Below are 21,717 nucleotides of genomic sequence, written 5' to 3'. Positions count from 1 at the left end.
CTTACCACACCAGCGAAACCAGACCGATCAACAGTGCCAGCACCACCAGTGTCGTTACAAAGCGCGTCGCCACGAAGCCTTGCACGGTATGGGCGGCGCATTGCAGGGCGAACAGGCGACCGTGCGCTCCGCGACACAGGTCCAGGTGCTCACCCAGCGCCGACAGCTCCATCGGCGAGGTACCCGGGTTGTCGCCAAACGACGCAGTGCTCCAGGACGGATGGGTAATGACCTTGGCATTCATAAGTGGCTCCACGCGCACGACCAAAAAGCCGAGCCGAATAATTGAGAAATGGTTGCCCACAGGCGCCATCGCCTTGTCGATGGCGAAGCAACAAGGCGATGCACCGATGGTAGGGAGCAAGCCTTGCGATGTCTGTCAGACGGCACGCACAAGGCTGTAGGACAAGCACCAAAAAGAGGGGCTTGCGCGGCCGGCGCCGGCAGCCAGTTGGCCGCCTGGCGCCACCGGCCTCAACGCGTGCCGGTCACTTCGACTTCAACGCGGCGATCCGGCTGCAGGCAGGCAATCAGCGCCTTGCTGGCCTTGTGGCCCTGGCAATCGCCAGGTTTGGTCACCGGATCGGCGCCGTCGACGCCTTTGGCGACGATCTTGTCGGCCGCCAGGCCGGCGTTGCCCACCAGATAACCCTTGACCGCCTCGGCGCGACGCGTCGACAACTTCAGGTTGTAGGCGTGCGCGCCGATCCGGTCGGTGTGGCCCGTGACCGTGATGACGTCGAAGTCGGTGCCCCGCAGGTCGGCGGCAAAGCGGTCGAGTTGCTGCTGGCCGGCCGGCTTCACGCTGGACTTGTCAAAATCAAACAGGGAATCGGCCGAGAAAGTGACCCGGGACGGCATCCGCGCCGCCGGCGGTGGAGGGGGTGGCGGCGGCGGTGGCGGTGGCGCCGCCATCATGACCATCGGTTCTGGCGCCGGTGCCACATAGACCGGCTGCGGAGCGGGCGCGCGGGCCACCGGCGTCGGCGTCTTGGCGCCGAAGCGATAGACCAGCCCGACCGAGAGCATGTCGACGTCGCCCCGGTTGCCGACGGCATCGTTGATGCGGTAGCGTTCCAGTTCGCCGCGCAGCGCCAGGGCGTCGGTGAAAGCGTATTGCAGTCCCAAACCGACCTTCAGATTGGTCTCGCGCGTGCTTGGATTGGAACTGAAGACGCGGACCGCGCCGCTGCCGCTGAAGCTGTCGCTGGCCTGGGCGTAATTGGCACCGATACGGCCAAAGGCGGAAAACTTCTCCGTGATCGGCAGTGTGCCCACCAGATCGAGATTGAGGCCTCGCAGATTGATATTGCCGCTCAGCGTTCCGGCCGGCGTGGTGTTGGCCGTGAAGGAGAAGCGGCCCAGATCGAAATAGCCGCCTTCCAGCGCGAAATACCGGTTGAACTGGTAGCCGCCATAAATCTTGAAGCCCTGGTCGCGGTTTTCCTCGACGATGGAGACGCTGCTGGCGCCGGCGCCCAGCAGGTTGCTGCTGATTCTGGCGTCATCGATGGTCGCTTTGGTGCGGCCGATGTTGGCCCCCGTGTACCAGCCGGCGTCGTCGGCCAGGGCCAATGTACTGGCCATCACGGCCAGTGCCACCAGGCTGAGTTTGCCGGCGCCGGCTGCGAATTTGGATTTTGCTGATTTCATGTCTTTCTCCAGAGGGAGTCTGCGTCCGCGATGGAATCAGCGCGGTACGCAGAATGCTTGCAATTGATGAACTTCGTTTTTCCGGGTCACTGGCCGGTCAAGGGGCCGGTACATTGATGACCGTGTCGACCAGCGTCACCGAGGCACCGAGCGACAACACCCGCCCCTGCAAGGTCACGATGGCCACATTGCCAGCGGTGGAGAACGAGGCGCCGGCCTGCGAAATGATGGTTCCCACCATGGTGCCGCCACCGGCGGCGTTGATGGTGGCAAAAGTGCCGACTTGCCAAAACACGTTCTTGGCCTGGGCGCCACCGGCCAGGATGATGCTTTGCGGCGCGGCAGCGCCGGGGCCGCCGACTGTCAGCGTTTGCGCCATCTGGAAGACCCAGGTTGCATTCGCGTTGCCTTGGGCGTCCAGGGTCAGATTACCACCCTCGATCAAGAAAGAACCCGACGGCGAGGTATAGACGCCAGGAGCCAGCGTCAGGTTGGCCAGATTGGCACCCGGATTGGCACCCGGCGGCATGGCCGCCAGGGCCAGGTAAGCGGCTTGCGCATCCAGCCGAGCTTGCGTGGCAATGGCACAGGAGGCGGCGTTGGGGCCGGTCGAGGTGGGGCCGGTGACGGAGCTGGTGCAGGTGTAGATCTTGCCGTTGACAGCGCCAATATTGGCCGGTGTTTCGGTGTAGATGTCACCCGCCGTGTCGTGGAAGCCGGTCACCGCAGAAGAGCCGGTGGCGATGGTCCCGATATTGCCGTTGATCAGCGTCAATGTGCCCGTGTTGGTCATGCCGGCAGTACCGCCGAAGGTGCCGAAGGTGGAAGCCGATCCAAGGGCGATGGTGGGCGGCGGCGGTGGCGGGGTTGCGGCGGTGGTAAAGGTCCACACCTTGTTCGCTGCCAGGGCATTTCCGGCCAGGTCCTTGGCCGCGCTGGTCACGGTGGCGGTATAGGTGGTGCCGGCGGCCAGACTGCTGTTGGGCGTAAAGGTCGCAATCTTGCTGGCAGCGTTGTAGGCCACTGTTCCAGTGACACCGCCCACGGTAAAGCTGGCCGTGCTGATGGTCAACCCGTCCATCGCCTTGCTGAAGGTGGCATTGACGGCGCTGCTGGTGGCGACGTTGGTGGCGAGATCCGCCGGATTGACAAGAATCACTGTCGGCGCGGTGGTGTCCGCCGTCGCGCCGGTGGTCCAACTCCAGACGTAGTCGCTGGCCAGCGGATTGCCTGCCAGGTCCTTGGCGCCGGTGGTGATGGTGGCGGTATAAGTGGTGTTAGGTGTCAGAACGCTGGTCGGCGTAAAGACCGCGTCGACGCCAGCGTAGGCGGTGGTGCCGGCCACCGCGGTGCTGCCCTGTTTCAAGGTGAAGGTAGCGGTGCTGATCGTCAACGGGTCCATCGCCTTGCTGAAGGTGGCTCCTACTTTGGTGTTGATCGAGACACCGGTGGCGCCGTTGGCATTGATGGTCGCGATGACCCGGGGTGCCGTCGTGTCGGTGACCACGCCGGTGGTCCAGCTCCATACGTAGTTGCTGGCCAGTGCGTTGCCGGCCAGGTCCTTGGCCCCGGTGGTGATGGTGGCGGTATAAGTCGTATTGGCTGTGAGAGCGCTGGTCGGCGTAAAGACTGCGTTCACGCCGGAATAATTGACAGCGCCGGCAACCGGGGTCGTCCCCTGCTTAAGCATGAAGGTTGCCGCGGTAATCGTGGCCGGGTCCATCGCCTCGCTGAAAGTGGCACCATCCTTGCTATTGAGTGCGACACCGGTAGCGCCATTGGCATTGACCGTCGCGGTAACCAGGGGTGCGGTGGTGTCCGGCGCGGCACCGGTCATGAAGGTCCAGACAAAACTATTTGCCAACGCAATGCCGGTGGTGTCCTTGGCCGCCGTGGTCACGGTGGCCGTGCACAAGGTATTGGGCGCCAGACTGGAGGCCGCCGGCAGCGTCAGCGTGGCCAGATTGCTGGCTGCCAGATAACTGACGACGCCAGTGACCGGTGTGCCGGCCGGGCAGGCCAGGGTAAAGCTGGCGGAGGACAGCGTGGTGGGGTCCATCGCCTTGCTGAAGGTGGCACTGATCACTTTGGTATTGACCGAGACCCCCACCGCGTTGGGAAGGGGCGCCACGGCCGTCACGGTCGGCACCAGCGTGGCCACGTCGCCACCTGCGCCCAGAATGGGCGCCTGGCTTGAGCCGCCGCATCCCGCCGCCAGGATGCTCAGAAACAATGCCGTAAACCACGGCAGGATTCTGAAATAGTTCACGAATTTTTTCATTTTGCTGTCCTATTTGATGAATACAAAAAACCATCGATGCAGAGCACCGACACCCTGCCTGCGCTTACGCTGCGGTCATGCAAAATCGCTGTTGCGCACTGCCTGACTGAGTGGAGTATTCCGGCGCGCGAACAGACCGTCTGTGCGTTGTCGAACATAGCTGGTGCAACACAAGGTAACGCCGGCGACCGGCAGGCCTGCCCTGGCGCGGTAGCATGTTGCTTGCTTTGCCCTATTCACTTTCGAATACAAGCCATGAAACTTGACACTGTTGGCGGTTCAGGGCCGCGTTTTGCCGGTTCGCTGGCGGCGGAACTGCGACGGGCCGCCGCCGAGGTTCCGGAGCAGACCTTTATCCGCATGACGCAGGGCAGTTGGACTTACCGCCAGGTCGACGTCGCCTCCGACCAACTGGCCGCCGGGCTGCAGGCGCAGGGTGTGCGGCGCGGCGACAACGTCAGCCTTCTGTTGCCCAACTGCATCGAATTCGCGCTGCTGTGGTTTGCCCTGGCCAAGCTGGGCGCCGTGACGGCGCCGGTGAATACCGCGTTCAGGGGCCAGGTGCTGAGCGGCGCCCTCAATCTGGTGCAAAGCCGGCTGCTGCTGGTGCATGCCAGCCAGTACCCGCAACTGGCCGAGGTCCGCAACCAGCTCACCAGCATAGGGCAGGTGGTGGTGGTCGGCGGCGAGGCGGCGCCCGGCTGCCTGTCCTATGACGCGCTGCAAGCGCCAGGCCAGGCGCCGGCGACGCTGCCGGAGGTCGGCTTTGCCGAACTGTGCCTGCTGCTCTACACCTCCGGCACCAGCGGCTCCTCCAAGGCCGCCATGATTTCGCACCGCTTCGTGCTGGCGCAGGCCAGTCTGACCATCCAGGGGCTAGGGCTGAAACCCGATGACGTGCTGTACTGCCCCTACCCGATGTTTCATCTGGACGCCGCCGTCATGACCATCGCCCCGGCCCTGCTGCTGCGGGGCGTTGCCGCGATCGGCGAGCGCTTCAGCGTGTCGCGCTACTGGGACGAGATGCGCGCGCTCAAGGCCACCGTGTTCGATTTCATGGGCGCCACCCTCACCATGTTGTGGAAACAGCCGCCGTCGGCACGCGACCGGGAACATTTCGCGCGGCTCGGCTGGGGCGTGCCGCTGCCGGCCTGGGCGAGCGAGTTCGAAGCGCGTTTCGGCTGCCGCCTGGTGGAGTTGTACGGCCTGACCGAAGCCGGCGCCATGATTTTCACGCCGCAGGATGAGCCGCGCCGGTCGGGCTCTTGCGGCAAACCCATCGGGCCGTTCGACGTGGCGCTGCTGGACCCGGATGGTTTCGAAGTGCCGGTGGGGCAAGCCGGCGAGTTGGCGCTGCGGACGCGCGAGCCCTCCCTCATCATGGCCGGCTATTACGGCATGCCGCAGGCCACGCTGGCGGCTTTTCGGGACTTGTGGTTTCATACCGGCGATTTGCTGAGAAGCGACGCCGACGGCTTTCTGTACTTTGTCGGGCGCAACAAGGACATGGTGCGCCGGCGCGGCGAAAACATTGCGGCGGCTGAAGTTGAAATGCTGGTCGAGCAACACCCGGATGTGCTGGCCTGCGCCGTCTACGGCGTGCCCAGCGAGATGACCGAAGAAGAGGTGATGGCTTGCGTGGTGCTGCGCCACGACGCGCAGCCCGACGCCCCGGCCCTGCTGGACTTTTGCCGCGAGCGCATGGCGCCCTTCATGCTGCCGCGCTACCTCCGCTTTGTCGGCGAGCTGCCGAAAACACCCACCGACAAGATCGAGAAATTCAAACTGCAACAACAAGGCATTACCGCCGACACCTGGGACCGTGAAAAATGGAGCAAAACATGAAATTTACCGAGATCAGTACCGTGGGCCGCGTCAGCGTGGTCACCCTCAACCGTCCGGAGCGACTCAATGCCATTGGCGGCGAGTTGCTGCTGGACTTGCATGCGGCGCTGGCGCAAGCGCAAAGCGACCCGGCCACCGGCTGCATCGTGCTGACCGGCGCCGGTCGGGCTTTTTGCGCCGGCGACGATTTGAAGGAGTTCGACCAGCAGGCCGAAAGTCCGGCTTCCATCGCACTGCACTGCCAGCGCATCCAGCAGATCACGCGCGACATCATGTTCGGCCCCAAGCTGGTCATCGGCGCCGTGCATGGCTATGCCGTGGGCGGCGGTTTCGAATGGGTGCTCAACTGCGACATGGTGGTGGCGGCCGACAACCTGGTGTGCTTCTTTCCCGAGATGGCGTTAGGCCATTTCGTCACCGGCGGCGTCACGCACCTGCTGCCGCAGGCGCTGGGGCACCAGCGCACCATGGAGTTGATCGTGCTGGGTGAGCGGCACGGCGCCTCGGCCTTGCAGCAACTGGGCCTGGTCAATCGCGTCACAACCCAGGATGCCATGCTACCGACTGCCATCGAGTTGGCAGCACAAGTGGCATCACGCTCGGCCACCGCCACGACGCGCCTCAAGCGCCTGCTGACCAGTCAGTTGCAAAGCCAGTTGGCCAAGGCCATCGAGCTGGAACAGGAGGCGGCGGCGGCCTGTTTTGCCAACCATGACACGGCACAAAGAATTCAGGAATTTGCCAGCAAGCGGCTGTAGCCGGCAACGCTCAATAGCCCAGCGCCAGCCCGGTATTGCGGCGCGGGTCGTTGGCGCCATAGAAGCGCTTGTTGCCAACCGGTTTGCCGCCCAGCGACGGCGCTCCCACCAGGATCACCGCCAGATGGTTGGCTGGCTGCGGCGCGCCCAGTTGGTGCCCCATGCCGAGCAGGATCTTACGCGTGTCGGGGCTGATGCCGAACGTATCGACATTGGTCAGATCGGGCAACCACTGCTGGTGGAAACGCGGCGCGTCGACCGCTTCCTGCACGTTCATGCCGTAGTCGATCACGTTCAGGATGGTGTGCGTCACGGCCGTGATGATGCGGCTGCCGCCGGGCGTTCCGACCACCATGACCGGCTTGCCGCCCTGGCTGACGATGGTCGGGCTCATGGAACTCAAAGGCCTCTTGCCCGGCGCAATGGCGTTGGCTTCGCCCTGCACCAGACCGTACAGATTGGGCACGCCGACCTTGACCGTGAAGTCGTCCATTTCGTTGTTCAGCAGCACGCCGGTGCCGGAGGCCGTGACCCGGGCACCGAACCAGTCGTTCAAGGTGTAGGTGACCGCCACCGCGTTGCCGGCCTGGTCGACGATCGAGTAGTGCGTGGTGTTGGTCCCTTCGTGCGGCGCGACACCGGGCTTGAGTTGCTGCGAGACGCCGGCCTTGGCCGGGTCGATGGCGGCGCGGATTTTGGCCGCGTAGCCCTTGTCCAGCAGTCGCTCCAGCGGATTCTTCACAAAGTCCGGGTCGCCCAGGTAGCTGTTGCGATCCAGGTAGGCGTGGCGCATGGCTTCGATCTGGTAGTGCACCGCCTGGGCCGAGCGAAAACCCCAGTCCTTGAGCGGGTAGCCTTCGACGATATTCAGAATCTCGCAGATCACGACCCCACCCGAGCTGGGTGGCGGTGCCGACACGATGTGGTAACCCCGGTAATCGCACTCCACCGGCGCGAGTTCGCGCACCGTGTACTGGTCCAGGTCGGCTTGGCTGAGGATGCCTTTGCCGGCCTTGCTGGCCGCCACCAGCGCCTTGGCGACCGGCCCTTGGTAGAAGCCTGCAACGCCGCGCTGGCTGATCAGACGCAGGGTTCTGGCCAGGTCTTTCTGCACCAGTTTCTGGCCGCTCTGGAACGGCTCGCCGCGATTTAGAAAGATGGCGGCGGACGGCGCGTCCTTGGCCAGGTCGGCGCTCGCCGACTGCAAGATGTCGGCATCGCCCTGCTCCAGCGCAAAACCACGCTGGGCCAATTGGATCGCCGGCGCCATCAGCGCGGCGCGCGTCATGCTGCCGTATTTGGCACGCGCCAGTTCCAGCCCGGCCACGGACCCCGGCACACCCACCGCCAGGTAGCCCTTGGTGCTCAGGCCCTTGACCACATTACCGTCAGCGTCCAGGTACATATTGGCGGTAGCGGCCAGCGGCGCCTTTTCGCGAAAATCGAGGAAGGTCTTGCGCCCATCGGCCAGTTGCAGCGTCATGAAGCCGCCGCCACCCAGATTGCCGGCCGCCGGGTAGACCACCGCCAGCGCATAGCCGACCGCCACCGCGGCATCGATCGCGTTGCCGCCTTTCTTCAGCACGTCGACCCCGACCCGGGTCGCCAGCTGCTGCGCCGTCACCACCATGCCGTGTTCGGCCGCCACCGGAGCCACCGAGGCGGCCTGGCTGCCGGCGTAACAAAGAAACGTGGCGCTGGCGATCAACAGCAGGCGCGTGGACAGTTTTTGCATAGTGGCGTGTCTCCGGATAATTGGGCAGCAAGGCGTAATCCCTGCCGCCAGCACTCTAGCAGGGAACAGCCAAAGCACGGCCTGCAAGCGCCGGATCGCCGACCAAACCACAAAGTCTCGTAAAAGTCTCAACCGGGGTAGGCATAATTTCCCGATGGAAGGCAGCTCCGATTCCGCCCCGCCGGTGGCCAACCGGCGAATTTCGATCCTGCGCAATTTCGATGCGCTCTATGTCGAGGACGACGCCGTCTTGCGGGATGACACGGCCGACCTGCTGCGCGGCTTTTTCCGCGATCTGGTGGTTGCGGCCGATGGCGAAGAAGGCTTGCGTGTGTTCGACTCCCGTCCCATCCATCTGGTGATCGCGGACCTGCGGATGCCGAAAATGAACGGACTGGAAATGACGGCAGCGATCCGCCAGCGCGATCTCCATGTACCGATTTTCATCACCAGTGCCTACGCGAAGACTGACGAATTGCTGGAAGCGATGCGGCTCAACCTGGCCGATTACCTGGTCAAGCCCTTGTCCTGGGCACGCCTGAAAGAAGCCCTGGGCCGCAGCGCCGAGCGCATTCTGGCCGAAGGCCGCTTGTTCACCCGCTTCGATGCCGACACCACTTATTGCGTGACCAGCGACTGCCTGTACCGCGCCGGTCAAGCGGTGCACTTGACGAACCGGGAGAAGGCCTTGCTCGATCTGCTTTTGAAACACCGTGGGCAATGGCTGAGCAAGGACCGCATCCTGGCGCAGGTCTACGGCGACGACGAAAACGCCAGCGAAGCCGGCTTGAAGAACCTGATCCTGCGCCTGCGGCAAAAGATCGGGGCCGACCATATCGCCAACATGTACGGCATGGGTTTCATGCTGCGTCAGGCGCCGCATGAATGAGATTTGGCGCTGGCCGTGGCGCTGGCTGGCGACTGCGGCATTGCTGTGCGGGTCGCTGCCGGCCGCCGCGCTGACGGCGCTGGAGCTGCCGCCGGACTTCACGCGACTGGACGCCCGCTCATCGCTAGAAATGCTGGTCGATGAAAGCCGGCTGTTGACGCTGGCCGAGGTGCGCCGTCGGGACGCCAGTTTCAAGGCCACGCAGCGCACCCGTTTCCCGGTCCAACGGGCCGCGGTCTGGACCCGTCTGGCGCTGCACAACCCGTCGCCCGAGAAGCGCAGCGTATTGCTGATGAATCCCTCGCCTTACGTCTACCAGATCGACATCCACCTGCTGCGCCAGGGCGGTGAAGTCGAATCCTACGCTCTGGGCCGTCACCGTCCGCGCGAGCCACGCACGCTGTCCCACCGCTACGACGTGCAGCCGATTGCGCTGGGCGCCGGCGAGCAGGTGCTGATCTACACCCGGCACTACTCCGAGCGCGCCATGGAGATCGACAGCCACTTGTATACGCCCAACAGCTTCCTGCGTTTTGCCCAGCGCGACGCCAGCATCTGGGGCATCTTCACGGGTCTGGTGGCGGCGCTGGTGTTGTACAACCTGATCGCCGGTTTTGCCTTGCGCCAGCGTGTTTTCCTGTTTTATGTGCTGCACGCCAGCACGCTGTACGCCTTCACCCTGACCATGCATGGGGTCGACATCCTGGTATTGGCCAGACCCCTGTTCAGCACTTTGATGCCCGACACGGCCGCCCTTCTGGGTTCGCTGACAGCCGTCACCGAGGCCAGAATTTCGCGACTCATGCTGATGCTGGTGACGATCACCGCGGCGCTCTTTGGCAACGCGTTCTTCGACCTGAAACACCGCTCCCCAGGGGTGGCGCGCCTGCTTCAGGGCTGGATCGCGCTGGCATTGACCATCATGCTGACCGAAGTCGCCGCCGCCTTTTGGCCAGCGCTGGACGTGATCGGCCCCGCGATGGCGTATCTGCTGCTGTTTTTCCTGCTGTTCTGGCTGGCGGTGGCCATCCATGCCGCCGTGCAGCGCTTTGCCGGCTGGTCCTATTACCTGGCCGGCACCGGCAGCTTCATCCTGCTGGCGCTGCTGCAGGATGCCGAGTGGTTTGGTCTGGAACTTGGGATTCCCGAGTTCACCAGCGTTTACGGGACCCCGATCGGATTGACACTGGAACTCAGTTTTCTGTCACTCGGTCTGGGCCAGCGCATCCGCCGCCTGGCCGCCGAGCACGATGCCAGCGAGCGGCTGCTGATCGCGCAATCGAAATTCATTTCGGTCGGTCAGATGCTCTCGGGCGTGGTGCATCAGTTGAAGCGGCCGGTGATCTACGCCGGCACGCAGTTGATGAAGCTCGAATCGCTGATGGATCGCCCGCTGGCCGAGCGCGAACGGGAACTGCCCAAGGCACTGGCCGCCATGCGCCAGACCATCGACTTCATGGACAAGACCATCGTCGACATCTACCGCTTCTATAGCGACGACAAGTCGCAGCAGGACTTTTACCCGGCCGAGCAGATCGAGCATGTGGTGAGCATGCTGACGCCCATGACCACCGGCAGTGCGCTGCGCATCGAACGCCGCCTGCTGCCGGATCTGGTGCTGCACGGCTACGCCAACGCCTTCGCGCACGCCATGATGATCGTGCTGGAGAACGCCACCCAAGTGCTCAAGGAACGCAAGGTCGCCGCCCCCCTGATCACGGTAACAATGAGCGCGACCGGGCACCAGTTGTTGCTGACCATCACCGACAACGGCGGCGGTATCCGGGCTGAGCACCTGGAGCGCCTGTTCGAGTTGTACGCCCGTCCCTCCAGCCATTCCGGGCTGGGCTTCGGCTTGGTATTGGCCAGCCGCATGATCACCGAACGTCTGCACGGCAGCATCGGCGCGCGCAATGTGGCGGGGGGCGCCGAGTTCACGATCCGCCTGCCGCTGACCGGCGCCGAGCCGGAGCAAAAGATCAACTGATGGAAAAAGCCAATCTACTCGACAACATCCCGCGGGAATTGCCGGCGGAACTTAGCCAAACCCTGTTGTCATCGGGCCGACTCAGAATAGAGCGCATCATTTCCAGAGGACATGAATCGGGTCCGGATTTCTGGTACGACCAGGAGCAGCCGGAATGGGTCTTGTTGCTCAGGGGAGCGGCCCGGCTGCAATTTCCGGAGGGCACCCTGGATCTGGGATGCGGCGACTACGTCCATATTCCGGCCCACCAAAAACACCGGATCGCCTGGACCGCGCCAGAGCAAGAAACCATCTGGCTCGCCATCTTTTACTGAACGCAAACGCCAGCGCACCAGGTGAGCCGGCGATCTACCTGGCCTTGAGCGGCACGGCGATCGGCAGGAAGGTGACTTTGAGTACCCGGGGATCGCTGGACAAGGCCAGATATTCGGCACCGATCTGGGCCGGATCGACGGCTATTTCGCCATACAGCGGATTCACGAACAAGCGTCGCGCGTGCGGCCGTTCACGGATGAAAGCCTCGTAGTCCAGGCCTTCCCTGAGCACCACGCGCAAGGCGGATTGACGGTATTCCAGTTGCCCGCTGAGCTCGTCCCGCAGCACCACGATGGTCTGCTTTGCGTTGCCGTTCACAACCTCCCGGGCGCCCAGCAGCAACCAGTCCCGGCCGGCCATCGACACCTTTGGCGCCGGCTCCTGCTGCCGCGTCAACGCCGGCGCGACCCAGGCACTGCCGCCACCGGCCGAGGAGGTTGGGGCCGGCGTGGGCGCTTGGGCTGGCGTCCACGGCGGCACGCTGGCAGGCCCATTTCCGACATCACTTGAACGCTCAGCCGTCAACGGGGCAGCGGCATGCGGCGCTGTCGGCCCCGCCGCTGGCGAACTTCCGTCCGGTGCCGCTGCCGGCCGGTACCAGATCCCGGCCGCCCCCAGCAGCAGGCCCAGCAGCAGGATCAACAAGGGCGCTGGCTTCATCCTCGATTTTCCAGCCGTGTCTTCACAGGCTGAACGAAGTCAGGGTCGGTTCGAAGTCCAGGGTTTTTCCCGGAGCGCCGGAAGCACCGGAAAAATCGATCACGTGAACCTTGTAATAGCCGGCCATGGCCTCGCCGAAAAAGGCATTGGTCTGGAACCTGAATTGCAACTGCCCCTTATCCTTGAGTTTGAAGGTTTTCCCGCCTACATACCAGGAGGTGAAGGCCGGCAGCACGATCGACTTGGTTCCGGTCTGGGTGCTCTGCAGTTCGAATTGCAGGAAGCCGGGATTGATGTCAACGCCGGTATTGTTGGTGAGCGTCATTTCCAGCCGCATGGGGCCGGTCATGGCCTTGGCATCCGCGAACTCGGCGATCGACCAATGCAGGCCCACCGACTGGTGCAGTCCGGACGTCGACTTGGTTCCGCCAGCGGTCAAGGTAACCGCTCGCCGACCGGCCGGCGCCGTATAGGCGGCAGCCAGTTTGACGGCCGCATCGGCGTCCACCAAGCCGAAACCATAGCGGCTCTGGAAGTTGAAGCCGGCCGCATTGGTGATCCAGGGGTCATCCAGCTCCCAGGAATCGGTGTCGCCCGTGCGGCTGAACGTCACGGCGTTGGCGCCCGAAGCAATCAATGGATCGACCTTGCGCGCGGTCTTGGCAAGAATGTAGCCAACATCCTGCCAGGTCAGCTTGGGATTGGCCTCCAGCATCAGCGCCGCCACGCCGGAGACGCTGGGTGCGGCGCTCGAGGTGCCGTTCATGCTACCGGTGTAATTGCACAGCGGGTCCTTGGACGCCGGGTCGCCAAACAGATCGGCCACCAGCTTGCTGATCATGGCACCAAATTGCGCCAGCAAGCCGTCCCGGTTATTGACATTGTTGGCGCCACTGGTGCAAGTGCTGTTGTCGGTGGTGATGATGGCCGGCTCTTCACGTCCGTACTCGCCACCAAAGCCGGTGATCCAGTTGGCGGCGCCGGCACTTGAATAGGACGAAGCCTTGCCGGTGTTGTGGATCGCCGCGACCTGATAGAAATACGGTTTCCCGGCCGGCTCCTGGTTCGAGTTGCCACATGACATGCCGGCCAGATTGGACAATTTTCCGCCCAGAATGGCCGCATCTTCGGCCAGGGTCACGGCACAGTTCAACTTGAGTTCGGTGCCGTCGGGCAAGACCCCCTTCATATCCTCGAACTCATTGCCGGCCGACTGAAAATAGAGGGCGCCCAGGCCGCCACGCAGGTTTTTGGTGCCGTACTGGGCCGCCAACTCGCCCGCCGTATCCGAGTCGGAGATCACCACACGCGGCGCCGCGTAGTCCGCACCGACACTGAAATTGAAGATGCTGGCGCCATCGGCGCGATTGCCAAAGAGGGGCGTGACGGCGTGGCTGGCGTCGGCCAGGGCTTTGGCGCCGAACGAAAGGTAGGCAACGTCGGATTCCGAGGTTGTGGCCGTGGGCTGGATGTTAAGCACCGGATAGGCCACCAGCGAAGCCAACGGGGCCAGCCCCCTGGAACCCTTGCCGTTCCAGCCACGGGCCGCGGCAATGCCGGCCACCGCGGTACCATGGTCCCCTTCGGCCTGATTCAACGCCGGGCTCGGATCGCTGGTGTTGTTCGCGAAGTTCCAGGATTTGCCGGCAAGCACATTGTCTTTAAGGTCCTCATGGCCAATTTCCATGGCGGAGTCGACGATCGCAATGGTCACCCCTTTGCCGGTACAGCCACGGCCCGCCTTGTGCACGGTTTCGACCTTGGCGTCTATCCCCGCCACACCCTTGTTATCGATAGCTGAAACGACTTGCGTGGCGCCGCTGTTCTTCAGATGCCAGGAATTGGCATAAAAAGGATCTTCGCTCCCCACGCTGTTGGCAACGTTGCCGTCGTAGCAGGTGCCGGTCGGCGCGGCGCCACCGAGATCGGCGCCCGGGTCGAGCGCACCGGTGCCGCCACCGGAACCACCGCCACAGGCGCCCAGCGCGGCCAGTGCGATGCCGGCCAGGCAACGACGTGATGTTGCAAGAGCCCAAGCGGGCCAAGATTTATTCTTCATGTGCCATCTCCTGAAAAGACAATTGAAAGATTCGGTGACTCTCAGGGCATGGCCACCACGGGCGGCCACGGAGCCGTCATTTGAGCACCGAGTCGGCCGGTCGAGCCTTCTTTTCTAAAAGCCTCGCACAGCGTAAATTCCAGAAAGCCCAACGAGGTTTCGCCGATCTCCGCATAAAAATCGGTCTGGATCGGCAAGCCTGCGGGGTATCTCTGCCTGCCTTCCTTGCTGACACGCCAAACCCATTCGGTGGCCGGTTGGAAGGTGCCTTTGCCGAGCGGCGGAATGTCCTGCAGGGAGAACCACCGGCACAGTGGATTCCAGATGTAGCCGGGTTTTCGAATCGTGAAGTCCCAATTCGCGTCGTTGATGCGCATCCCCGACTTGTTGGTCACGGTCACATCCGGGATATCGTATTTGAGGGAATTCTTGATGGCGATGCCACCGGAGACACCCAGATCCCCGCCGGCGCTAGGTCCTTTGCCGTCGGCCTTCGCGTCGACCCCAAACTTGCCGTCCAGCTTGAGATCGACTCCGACGTCGACACTGACCTTGCCTTCATGGGTCGCTGGATTGTTCATGACCAGTTGCAGCTGTGAATTATTGTTCAGCAGATCGGGAACATAATTTGCCACTTTGTAAGCCGTGGCATACATGCCGCGACGGTAGCCGGTGTCGTAAATCACTTCCGCCGCGGCGGCAAACAGGCCGGTCTGCCGGATATAGAAAATGTCTTCATTGTTCACGTCATCGTGGGCCGACCACACCCTGTTGGTGACTTGGTGGCGATTATTTCCGTGGTTGAAGACATAGGTCCGGGCGAACGACTTGGCATTGGCCGCCAGGTCGTAGCCCCCCAGTGAAGCCGCCAAGGCGGCCCTTGGGTGCGCGGCTGCCTGCCTCGCCTTCACATCACGCGGTGCATCTTCCTTGAACCAGGCCGAGAGATCGTTCACGCGCTGCTGTTGTTTCTGTTCGTCATCCGGGTTGTCCACCGGAACGCTTCTGCTAGCCACCGGCGTGCTGGCTTGCGTGACCGGGTCCAGGGAATACTTGACCTCCGTTGCGGCCGGCAGGTTCGAATTAGGGAAGATCACGACGTCGTAAATATTTCCATCAATGTCTCTGTCGACCCCATAGATGTCAACCTGGGTAAAGCCGTCCGGCAGCACGAAGTCGCCCGGAAAACCGACAACTTTTCGCAACATGTCGATATCGTCCAGGCTGGCATGGACCAGGGCAATCGGCCGGCCCGCATCAAAAGCATTCTTGATGGAAACAATGAAGCTGTCATTCCAGACCACCTCACCAATGACGACGGGGGCGGTGGAAGTCGCCGGGTCGGCGTCCGGGATAAACGCGTTGTCCACGTTGTCGGCCAGAACACCCGCCACTTTTCCCAGCATGGCGGCCTTGACCTTCGGGCTGCCGGCGCCACCGCCACAGGCCGACAGCAACAGTGCCAACCCAAATCCCCAGGCGAGACCGACAAGCCCGTGGCTTCCTTTTTGCCTTTTCATGGAACACTCCCTTCAAAGAATACCTTCGGAAACAGGTGCGTATTGGCAGCGGGCCATGCGCGCACCGCTTACTTCACATCGAATACTTCGGCGCAACGCGACAAGCTCAGGCCGAAGCCGCGGGTGTCCTGCATGATGCGCATGCCAACGATCAAGCCCTTGGCATCAACGGTGACCTGCGCCTCGCAGAATATCGGCAGCGTGCGCGCCGGTGAGAGCAAGGCTTGCGGCGACAGCAAGCCGCCAATGCTGAAACTTGTGGTGGTGGTTTCGGTAATCGTGGTGTTGGGGTTCGGGTTGGAAACCTGCGTCGTGCTCCTGGTCTTGCCGGCACCAACGCCGGCCGCGGCCGGATCGGTCTTGCCGTAGTCGGCCGGGATCTGGACCGAGGTCTCGCCGCCGCGCCAGCGGTACAGAGTGCTGTTGTTCAGCGGGAAGGACGACAGCGGCATGCCGTAGCGTGCGAAGAAGGCGTCGCTCGACTGGCCTATGAATCTGGATTCGATCGCGCTCTGCGCTTGCTGCGTGGTGGCGCAACCCGCCGCCGCCAGCGAGATGCCAGCAGCGATCAGTGCCTTGCCAAATCGGCCGCTCAATCTCCCTTCGTGAAGGTCGCCTCCGTGGGAAGCGCCCCGACAATGTTGACCTGTCATGGAATACCCCTTTCAAAAGATGGGGCTGAATATAGCCATACAAAGTCTCGGAAAAGTCTCAATGGAAGAGCGTCGAAAGAAGAATTCCGGGAACCCGAAAACGATGTTGCTAGCAGGGATCGGAAGAACACGGCGCCTGAGCGCGACAGCTCAGTGAGTTCCGAAATTCGCGACACCGTTGCGCAGGAGCGGATGCGACGTTGTCATTGCGGGCTTGACCCGCAATCCATGGATGCCGGATCAAGTCCGGCATGACAGCGTGTCCCTTTGCGAGCGTCGGTGGTTTGCGTTGGGCATACCAACCCTGGCTGAAAGATCAGGTTGGTGGGGCGCTCAGCGCAGGTAAAGGAGGAGCCCGCAGGGCGGGGGACACGGAGCTGAGTGCCCCACCAGCCTGATCCTCCCACTATGCTGAACGGAGGTTTGGCAGGTCACCCTTTCAGGAAATCTCAATAATTTGCCAGCGGTGCCGGCGTGGTTGAAACACCCTGCTCCACCGCTGCCTGCAACTGCGCACTCATCGCCCGCTGGTAGCCGGCGCCGGCTTGCAGACGTTGCCAGTAGTCCTGCACTGCAAGTGGGAAACTTTCGACCAGGTCCAGGTAACTTGCCAGCAGCAGGGCATAGCCGACCGCAATATCGGCTGCCGTCAAATGTTCGCCGCACAGGTAGGAACGGCGCGCCAGCACCGGGCTGAGGCCTTTCAAGCGGGCCAGGAACCAGCGCCGGTAGTCTTCCGCGGCCTGCGGCAGACGGCGCGCCGGCGGCTCGAAACGTCCGTAGCGCAGGACGATGGTTTGCGGACAGGTCAGCGTCGCCTCACCGAAATGCAGCCAGTTGAGAAAGTTGCCGTACTCCGGATCGCCCGGCGCAACGCAGAGCCGTGACGGGCCGTCGCGACTGGCCAGATAGTGACAGATCGCCGCGGACTCGGTCATGGCAACCTCGCCATCGAAAAAAGCCGGCACCGTGCCCAACGGATTGATCCCCAGGTAGTCGCGCGCCAGCACGCGCGGCGGGAACGGCAGCATCTTCAAAACGTAAGGCAGGCCCAGTTCCTCCAGCATCCACAAGGGGCGAAAGGAACGGGCACTCATGCAATGGAACAGTGTCATCATGCGGGGTCAAGCGTTGTCGGACAGATCGGGTGGATGGGACTTCGGCACCTCGCTCTCCCGCGGCGTCAACTGCCAGAAGATGCTGGCCGAGGCCAGCGTGATAAGCCCCATGCAGACAAAGGTCGCATGGAAGGCCTGCAGCGTGTGCGCCGCGCTGTCACTGCCAAACAAACCGCTGAAGGCAGCCAGCACGCCGCCGGCGCTGGCCACGCCCATGCTGATGGCGAGCATCTGCACCATCGACAGCAAGGCATTGCCACTGCCGGCATGGACCGGGTCCAGATCCTTCAGCGTCAAGGTATTCATGGCCGTGAACTGCAGCGAATTGACGGCGCCAAAACAGGCCAGATGCAGCGAATGCACCCACCACGGCTGCTCCGGCGTGGCCAGCGCGAAGCTGGCCATGAGCAAGCCCAGCAGCATGGTGTTGACGACCAGCACGCGCCGGTAGCCGGCGCCGGTAATCAAGGTCGTGACCAGGCGCTTGACCGTCATCGCGGCCAGCGCCACGGGCAGCATCATCAGGCCCGCGTGGAACGGCGAATAGCCCATGCTGACCTGCAGCAGCAGCGGCACCAGCAAGGGCATGCAGGAACTGCCCAGCCGCGAAAACAGATTGCCCAGCAGCCCCACGCTGAGCGTCGGGATCGAGAACAGGTCCGGCGAAAAAAGCGGATCGTGGTGGCGCGCGGCGTGCAGCCAGTAGGCGCTGAGACTGGCCAAGCCGAAGATCAGCAGCACCAGCACGCCGGCCTGCTGCAAACCCAGACTGGACAGGCCGTCGAGCGCCAGCGAAACACACACCATGCCAAAGGCCAGCAGCAGGTAGCCGATCGCGTCGAAGCGCGCCACCCGCTCCAGCGCAGAGCCGCGCATGTACCGCAGCGTGGCAACGGCGCCGAACACACCCACCGGCACGTTGATCAGGAAGATCCAGTGCCAGGACGCCACCTCGACCAGCCAGCCGCCCAGGGTCGGGCCCAGCAGCGGGCCGATCAGACCGGGAATGGCGACAAAACTCATGGCCGGCAGGAAGTGACTCCGGGGAAACGAGCGCAACACCGAAAGCCGGCCGACCGGCAGCAGCAGCGCACCACCCATGCCCTGCACCACCCGCGCCGCCACCAGTTGACTGACACTGTGCGAGGCCGCGCACAGCAGCGAGCCGACCACAAACACGGCGATGGCGCTGACGTAGACGCGGCGCGTGCCGAAGCGGTCGGCGATCCAGCCCGACGCCGGAATCAGCATGGCCATGGTGAGCGAGTAGGCCACCACCACCGACTGCATGCGCAGCGGACTCTCGCCCAGGCTGCGCGCCATCGCCGGCAAGGCGGTGTTGACGATGGTGGCGTCCAGCGTCTGCATGAAGAATCCGCAGGCCACCAGCCACAGCAGCGCGTTGAGCTCCTTTTGCTCCTTGGCACTGACGTCTGGAATTTTCATGGCGCGATCGGCTGCAGTTACGGCCGAACCATGCGAAACAGCTGCGCCGGGCCGACCGTGAAATAGTCGGCCGGCCCGCCGCCGCGCAACACGTGCCCGGCGCGCGCCGTGTCGTAGATTCCATCGACGATCAAGTCCTTGCGGATGTGCACCGCCACCACTTCGCCCAGCACCAGCCAGGTCGAAACCTGGGCTCCGTCGGCGCCCTGCAATTGAACGATCTGAGTGGCCTTGCACTCGAACGCAACGGGGCTCTGGGCCACCCTGGGCGGCTGCACCAGGCGCGAGGCCAGGGGCGTCAGGCCGGCCAGTTCGAACTCGCTCACCTCCGGAGCGACCGCGGCGCAGGTCTGGTTCATGGCCTCGGCCAGCGGCTGCGTCACCAGGTTCCAGACGAACTCGCCCGTCTGCTGGACATTGCGCAGCGTGTCCTTGCGACCGACGCTGGCAAAACCGATGATGGGCGGCACGTAATTGAAGGCGTTGAAGAAGCTGTACGGCGCAAGATTGAGTTGCCCGCTCGAATTCATGCTGGAGATCCAGCCGATCGGACGCGGTCCGACAATGGCATTGAACGGGTCATGCCGCAAGCCGTGCCCCAGGCGGGGCTCATAAGAATGAATTTCGTCTGACATCGAAGGTCGGCCCCCAACTGGTTTCATGGTTTGACGGATTTGAGCGCGAATGGGCGCGCCCCCAGTGTAGCCAGCGGCGCCGCCGTCATCAGACTCTTCAGGCAGCCGCTGGCTTGCGCAGCAACAGCAGCGTCGGCATGGCCAGCAAGGTGAGCCACAACATCACGTGAAAGTCGCCCAGGTAGCCGATCATGGCGGCTTGCCGATTGACCTCCATGTTCAACAGCGCAAGGCCGGTCGGCGATTGCGCGCTGAGCAGCGGCGGCAGATTTTGCAGCGCGGCGGAATACGGCGTGATGGCCTCGCTCAACTGGGCATGGGCGCGCGCCGTGCCCTGGCTCAGCATTGCCTGCACGATCGAGATGCCGGCGCTGGAGCCGATATTGCGCAACAGGCTGTAGATCGGCGTGCCGTCGTTGCGCAGACTGGGCGCCAGCGTCGAGAAGGCCACGGTGCTCAGGGGGACGAAGGTAAAGCCGATGCCCAGGCCTTGAATGGCGCCCGAAACAACAATCAGCGTGCCGTCCATGTCCAGCGTGATGAGCGTCATCAAATACAGTGAAAAAGCGGTCAGCGCAAAGCCGCAAGCCATGATGGCGCGTACGTCGATGCGATGGATCAGGCGGCCCACCAGCATCATCGCCAGCATGGTGCCGACGCCGCGCGGCGCCATCACCATGCCGGTGAACACGATCGGATAGTTCATCAGGCCTTGCAGCAAGGAGGGCTGCAAGGCCATGTTGGCGTACAGGATCAGGCCGACGATAAAGGCCAACAGCACGCCGATCAGGAAATTGCGATCGCGCAACAGCGCCTTGTTCAGGAACGAGTCCCCGGCCGAGGTCCAGGTGTGGACGCTGAAGAACGCAAACGCCAGCAAGGAAGCAATCGCCTCGGTGCGGATCTCGATCGAGTTGAACCAGTCAAGTTGTTCACCACGGTCCAGGAACAGTTGCAGCAAGCCGACCCCCAGACTCAAGGTGATGAAGCCGAACTGGTCCAGCCGCACCGCCGCCGGCCGGGTCTCGGGCAGATAGCGGGCGATGCCGTAAATGGCCATCACCCCCACCGGCAGGTTGATGTAGAAGACCCAGCGCCAGTCGTAGTACTCGGTCAGCCAGCCACCCAGCATGGGGCCCAGAATCGGCCCGACCATGATGCCGGCGCCCCACAGCGCCATCGCCTGACCGACTTTCTCCCGCGGGTTGATATCCAGCAGCACCGCTTGCGACAAGGGCACCAGGGCGGCACCGAAGACCCCCTGCAACAGCCGCGCCGCCACGATCTGCAACAGCGAGCCGGCCAGTCCGCACAAGGCCGAGGCCAGCGTGAAACCGACTACCGCCGCCAGGAACACCTGTTTGCGGCCCCATTTCGCACACAGCCAGCCGGTCAGCGGCGTGGCAATGGCCGCCGCCACGATGTAGGAGGTCAGGACCCAGGTGATCTGGTCCTGCGAGGCCTGCAAGCTGCCCTGCATGTGGGGCAGCGCGACATTGGCGATGGTGGTGTCTAGCGCCTGCATGATGGTGGCCAGCATGATGGCCAAGGTGATCATGCCCCGGTGCTTGACGCTGTGCGGGTCGATCGCCGCGCCGGCGGCTGCGCCTTGGCTCATCCGGCACCGCCGGGACCGGGCAGCGCCAGCAGATTTTCATGGGCGCGCCGCAGCAACGCCTGCAACTGCTGTTGCTCGGTCTTGTCAAAACCACTCAGCACCTGGGCTTGCAGCGAGTCGCTGACCCGCAGTGCCGCCTGCAAGGCTTTTGCGGCGCACGGCTCCAGGTGAATGTGCTTGACGCGGCGGTCGCCGTCGCAAGCGGCGCGGCGAATCCAACCGCCCGCCTCCATGCGGTCGCACAACGTGGTCACCGCCATGCTGCTCAGGTCCAGCAGTTCGGCCAGCGCCGCTTGCGACAGCGGCCCGCCCTGCCGGGCCAGCGCCCCGAGCAGGCGGCACTGGGCGCGCGACAAGCCAATTTGTTCCCGCGCGCGTTGATCGAACTGGCGGCCATAGAGGCGCGCCACTTCGGCCAGCAGGAACGGAAAGCGTTGCGTCAGATCACTTTTCATAGCCTGCATATTGTAAATATGTTTACTATTCGGAAACCGGACCGGCGCCCCCTCTCGCCCTGACTGGCAAGCGGCCCGCCATGCTGGTAT

General features: G+C 63.4%; 18 protein-coding genes. 5 read left to right on the top strand and 13 right to left on the bottom strand.

Annotated elements, in window-relative coordinates; translation table 11 throughout:
• Position 1: 1 nt before the first annotated feature.
• From PHS32_RS15735 to PHS32_RS15725, 3 genes are all read right to left on the bottom strand, one after another.
• Positions 2-244 (bottom strand): hypothetical protein, encoded by a 243-nt coding sequence (locus tag PHS32_RS15735; RefSeq protein WP_301079988.1) that lies wholly within the window; start codon positions 242-244, stop codon positions 2-4.
• A gap of 230 nt (positions 245-474) precedes the next feature.
• Positions 475-1,653, bottom strand: coding sequence for an outer membrane beta-barrel protein (locus PHS32_RS15730; protein WP_301079987.1), 1,179 nt, complete (start codon positions 1,651-1,653; stop codon positions 475-477).
• A gap of 97 nt (positions 1,654-1,750) precedes the next feature.
• Entirely contained in the window at positions 1,751-3,934 is a 2,184-nt protein-coding gene (locus tag PHS32_RS15725) for an Ig-like domain-containing protein (protein ID WP_301079986.1), read from the bottom strand.
• 255 nt (positions 3,935-4,189) lie between these two features.
• Between PHS32_RS15725 and PHS32_RS15720 the strand changes: the two genes are divergently transcribed.
• Both PHS32_RS15720 and PHS32_RS15715 read left to right on the top strand, forming a co-directional pair.
• Positions 4,190-5,779, top strand: coding sequence for an AMP-binding protein (locus PHS32_RS15720; RefSeq protein ID WP_301079985.1), 1,590 nt, complete (start codon positions 4,190-4,192; stop codon positions 5,777-5,779).
• Positions 5,776-6,537, top strand: a complete 762-nt coding sequence (locus tag PHS32_RS15715) for an enoyl-CoA hydratase/isomerase family protein (RefSeq protein ID WP_301079984.1) — start codon at positions 5,776-5,778, stop codon at positions 6,535-6,537. Before PHS32_RS15720 ends, PHS32_RS15715 begins: the two co-directional genes overlap by 4 nt.
• Positions 6,538-6,547: 10 nt before the next feature.
• Here the strand turns inward: PHS32_RS15715 and ggt are convergent, their stop codons facing one another.
• A complete protein-coding gene (gene ggt, locus PHS32_RS15710; protein ID WP_301079983.1) occupies positions 6,548-8,272 on the bottom strand; it encodes a gamma-glutamyltransferase in 1,725 nt (574 codons plus the stop codon).
• Between the two features lie 154 nt (positions 8,273-8,426).
• Between ggt and PHS32_RS15705 the strand changes: the two genes are divergently transcribed.
• From PHS32_RS15705 to PHS32_RS15695, 3 genes are read left to right on the top strand one after another with little or no spacing between them, the layout of a single operon-like run.
• A complete protein-coding gene (locus tag PHS32_RS15705) occupies positions 8,427-9,161 on the top strand; it encodes a response regulator transcription factor (protein WP_301079982.1) in 735 nt (244 codons plus the stop codon).
• Complete coding sequence (locus tag PHS32_RS15700) at positions 9,154-11,148, top strand: sensor histidine kinase (RefSeq protein ID WP_301079981.1); 1,995 nt, start codon at positions 9,154-9,156, stop codon at positions 11,146-11,148. Before PHS32_RS15705 ends, PHS32_RS15700 begins: the two co-directional genes overlap by 8 nt.
• A complete protein-coding gene (locus PHS32_RS15695; protein WP_301079980.1) occupies positions 11,148-11,462 on the top strand; it encodes a cupin domain-containing protein in 315 nt (104 codons plus the stop codon). Before PHS32_RS15700 ends, PHS32_RS15695 begins: the two co-directional genes overlap by 1 nt.
• A 34-nt stretch (positions 11,463-11,496) precedes the next feature.
• Here PHS32_RS15695 and PHS32_RS15690 read toward each other — a convergent pair whose 3' ends face one another.
• The 9 genes from PHS32_RS15690 to PHS32_RS15650 form a co-directional block, all read right to left on the bottom strand.
• On the bottom strand, positions 11,497-12,123 hold the full coding sequence (locus PHS32_RS15690; RefSeq protein WP_301079979.1) for a hypothetical protein: 627 nt from the start codon (positions 12,121-12,123) through the stop codon (positions 11,497-11,499).
• 22 nt (positions 12,124-12,145) lie between these two features.
• Positions 12,146-14,182, bottom strand: a complete 2,037-nt coding sequence (locus PHS32_RS15685; RefSeq protein WP_301079978.1) for a S8 family serine peptidase — start codon at positions 14,180-14,182, stop codon at positions 12,146-12,148.
• A gap of 41 nt (positions 14,183-14,223) precedes the next feature.
• A complete protein-coding gene (locus PHS32_RS15680; RefSeq protein WP_301079977.1) occupies positions 14,224-15,702 on the bottom strand; it encodes a hypothetical protein in 1,479 nt (492 codons plus the stop codon).
• A gap of 68 nt (positions 15,703-15,770) precedes the next feature.
• The gene (locus PHS32_RS15675) at positions 15,771-16,298 is read right to left on the bottom strand and encodes a hypothetical protein (RefSeq protein WP_301079976.1); all 528 of its coding nucleotides are present in this window, start codon (positions 16,296-16,298) and stop codon (positions 15,771-15,773) included.
• Between the two features lie 506 nt (positions 16,299-16,804).
• A complete protein-coding gene (locus tag PHS32_RS15670; protein WP_301079975.1) occupies positions 16,805-17,473 on the bottom strand; it encodes a glutathione S-transferase family protein in 669 nt (222 codons plus the stop codon).
• A 6-nt stretch (positions 17,474-17,479) separates the two neighbouring features.
• The gene (mdtD, locus tag PHS32_RS15665) at positions 17,480-18,919 is read right to left on the bottom strand and encodes a multidrug transporter subunit MdtD (protein WP_301079974.1); all 1,440 of its coding nucleotides are present in this window, start codon (positions 18,917-18,919) and stop codon (positions 17,480-17,482) included.
• A gap of 17 nt (positions 18,920-18,936) precedes the next feature.
• Complete coding sequence (locus PHS32_RS15660) at positions 18,937-19,554, bottom strand: flavin reductase family protein (protein ID WP_301079973.1); 618 nt, start codon at positions 19,552-19,554, stop codon at positions 18,937-18,939.
• A 97-nt stretch (positions 19,555-19,651) separates the two neighbouring features.
• A complete protein-coding gene (locus PHS32_RS15655) occupies positions 19,652-21,172 on the bottom strand; it encodes a DHA2 family efflux MFS transporter permease subunit (RefSeq protein WP_301079972.1) in 1,521 nt (506 codons plus the stop codon).
• Positions 21,169-21,627, bottom strand: a complete 459-nt coding sequence (locus PHS32_RS15650) for a MarR family transcriptional regulator (RefSeq protein ID WP_301079971.1) — start codon at positions 21,625-21,627, stop codon at positions 21,169-21,171. The genes PHS32_RS15655 and PHS32_RS15650 overlap by 4 nt, the downstream gene beginning before the upstream one ends.
• Positions 21,628-21,717: the final 90 nt, after the last annotated feature.

It is taken from the genome of Rhodoferax sp. (assembly GCF_028714215.1).
In the GTDB taxonomy this organism is placed as follows: Bacteria; Pseudomonadota; Gammaproteobacteria; order Burkholderiales; family Burkholderiaceae_C; genus Rhodoferax.
This window is presented reverse-complemented; position numbering and strand designations above follow the sequence as displayed.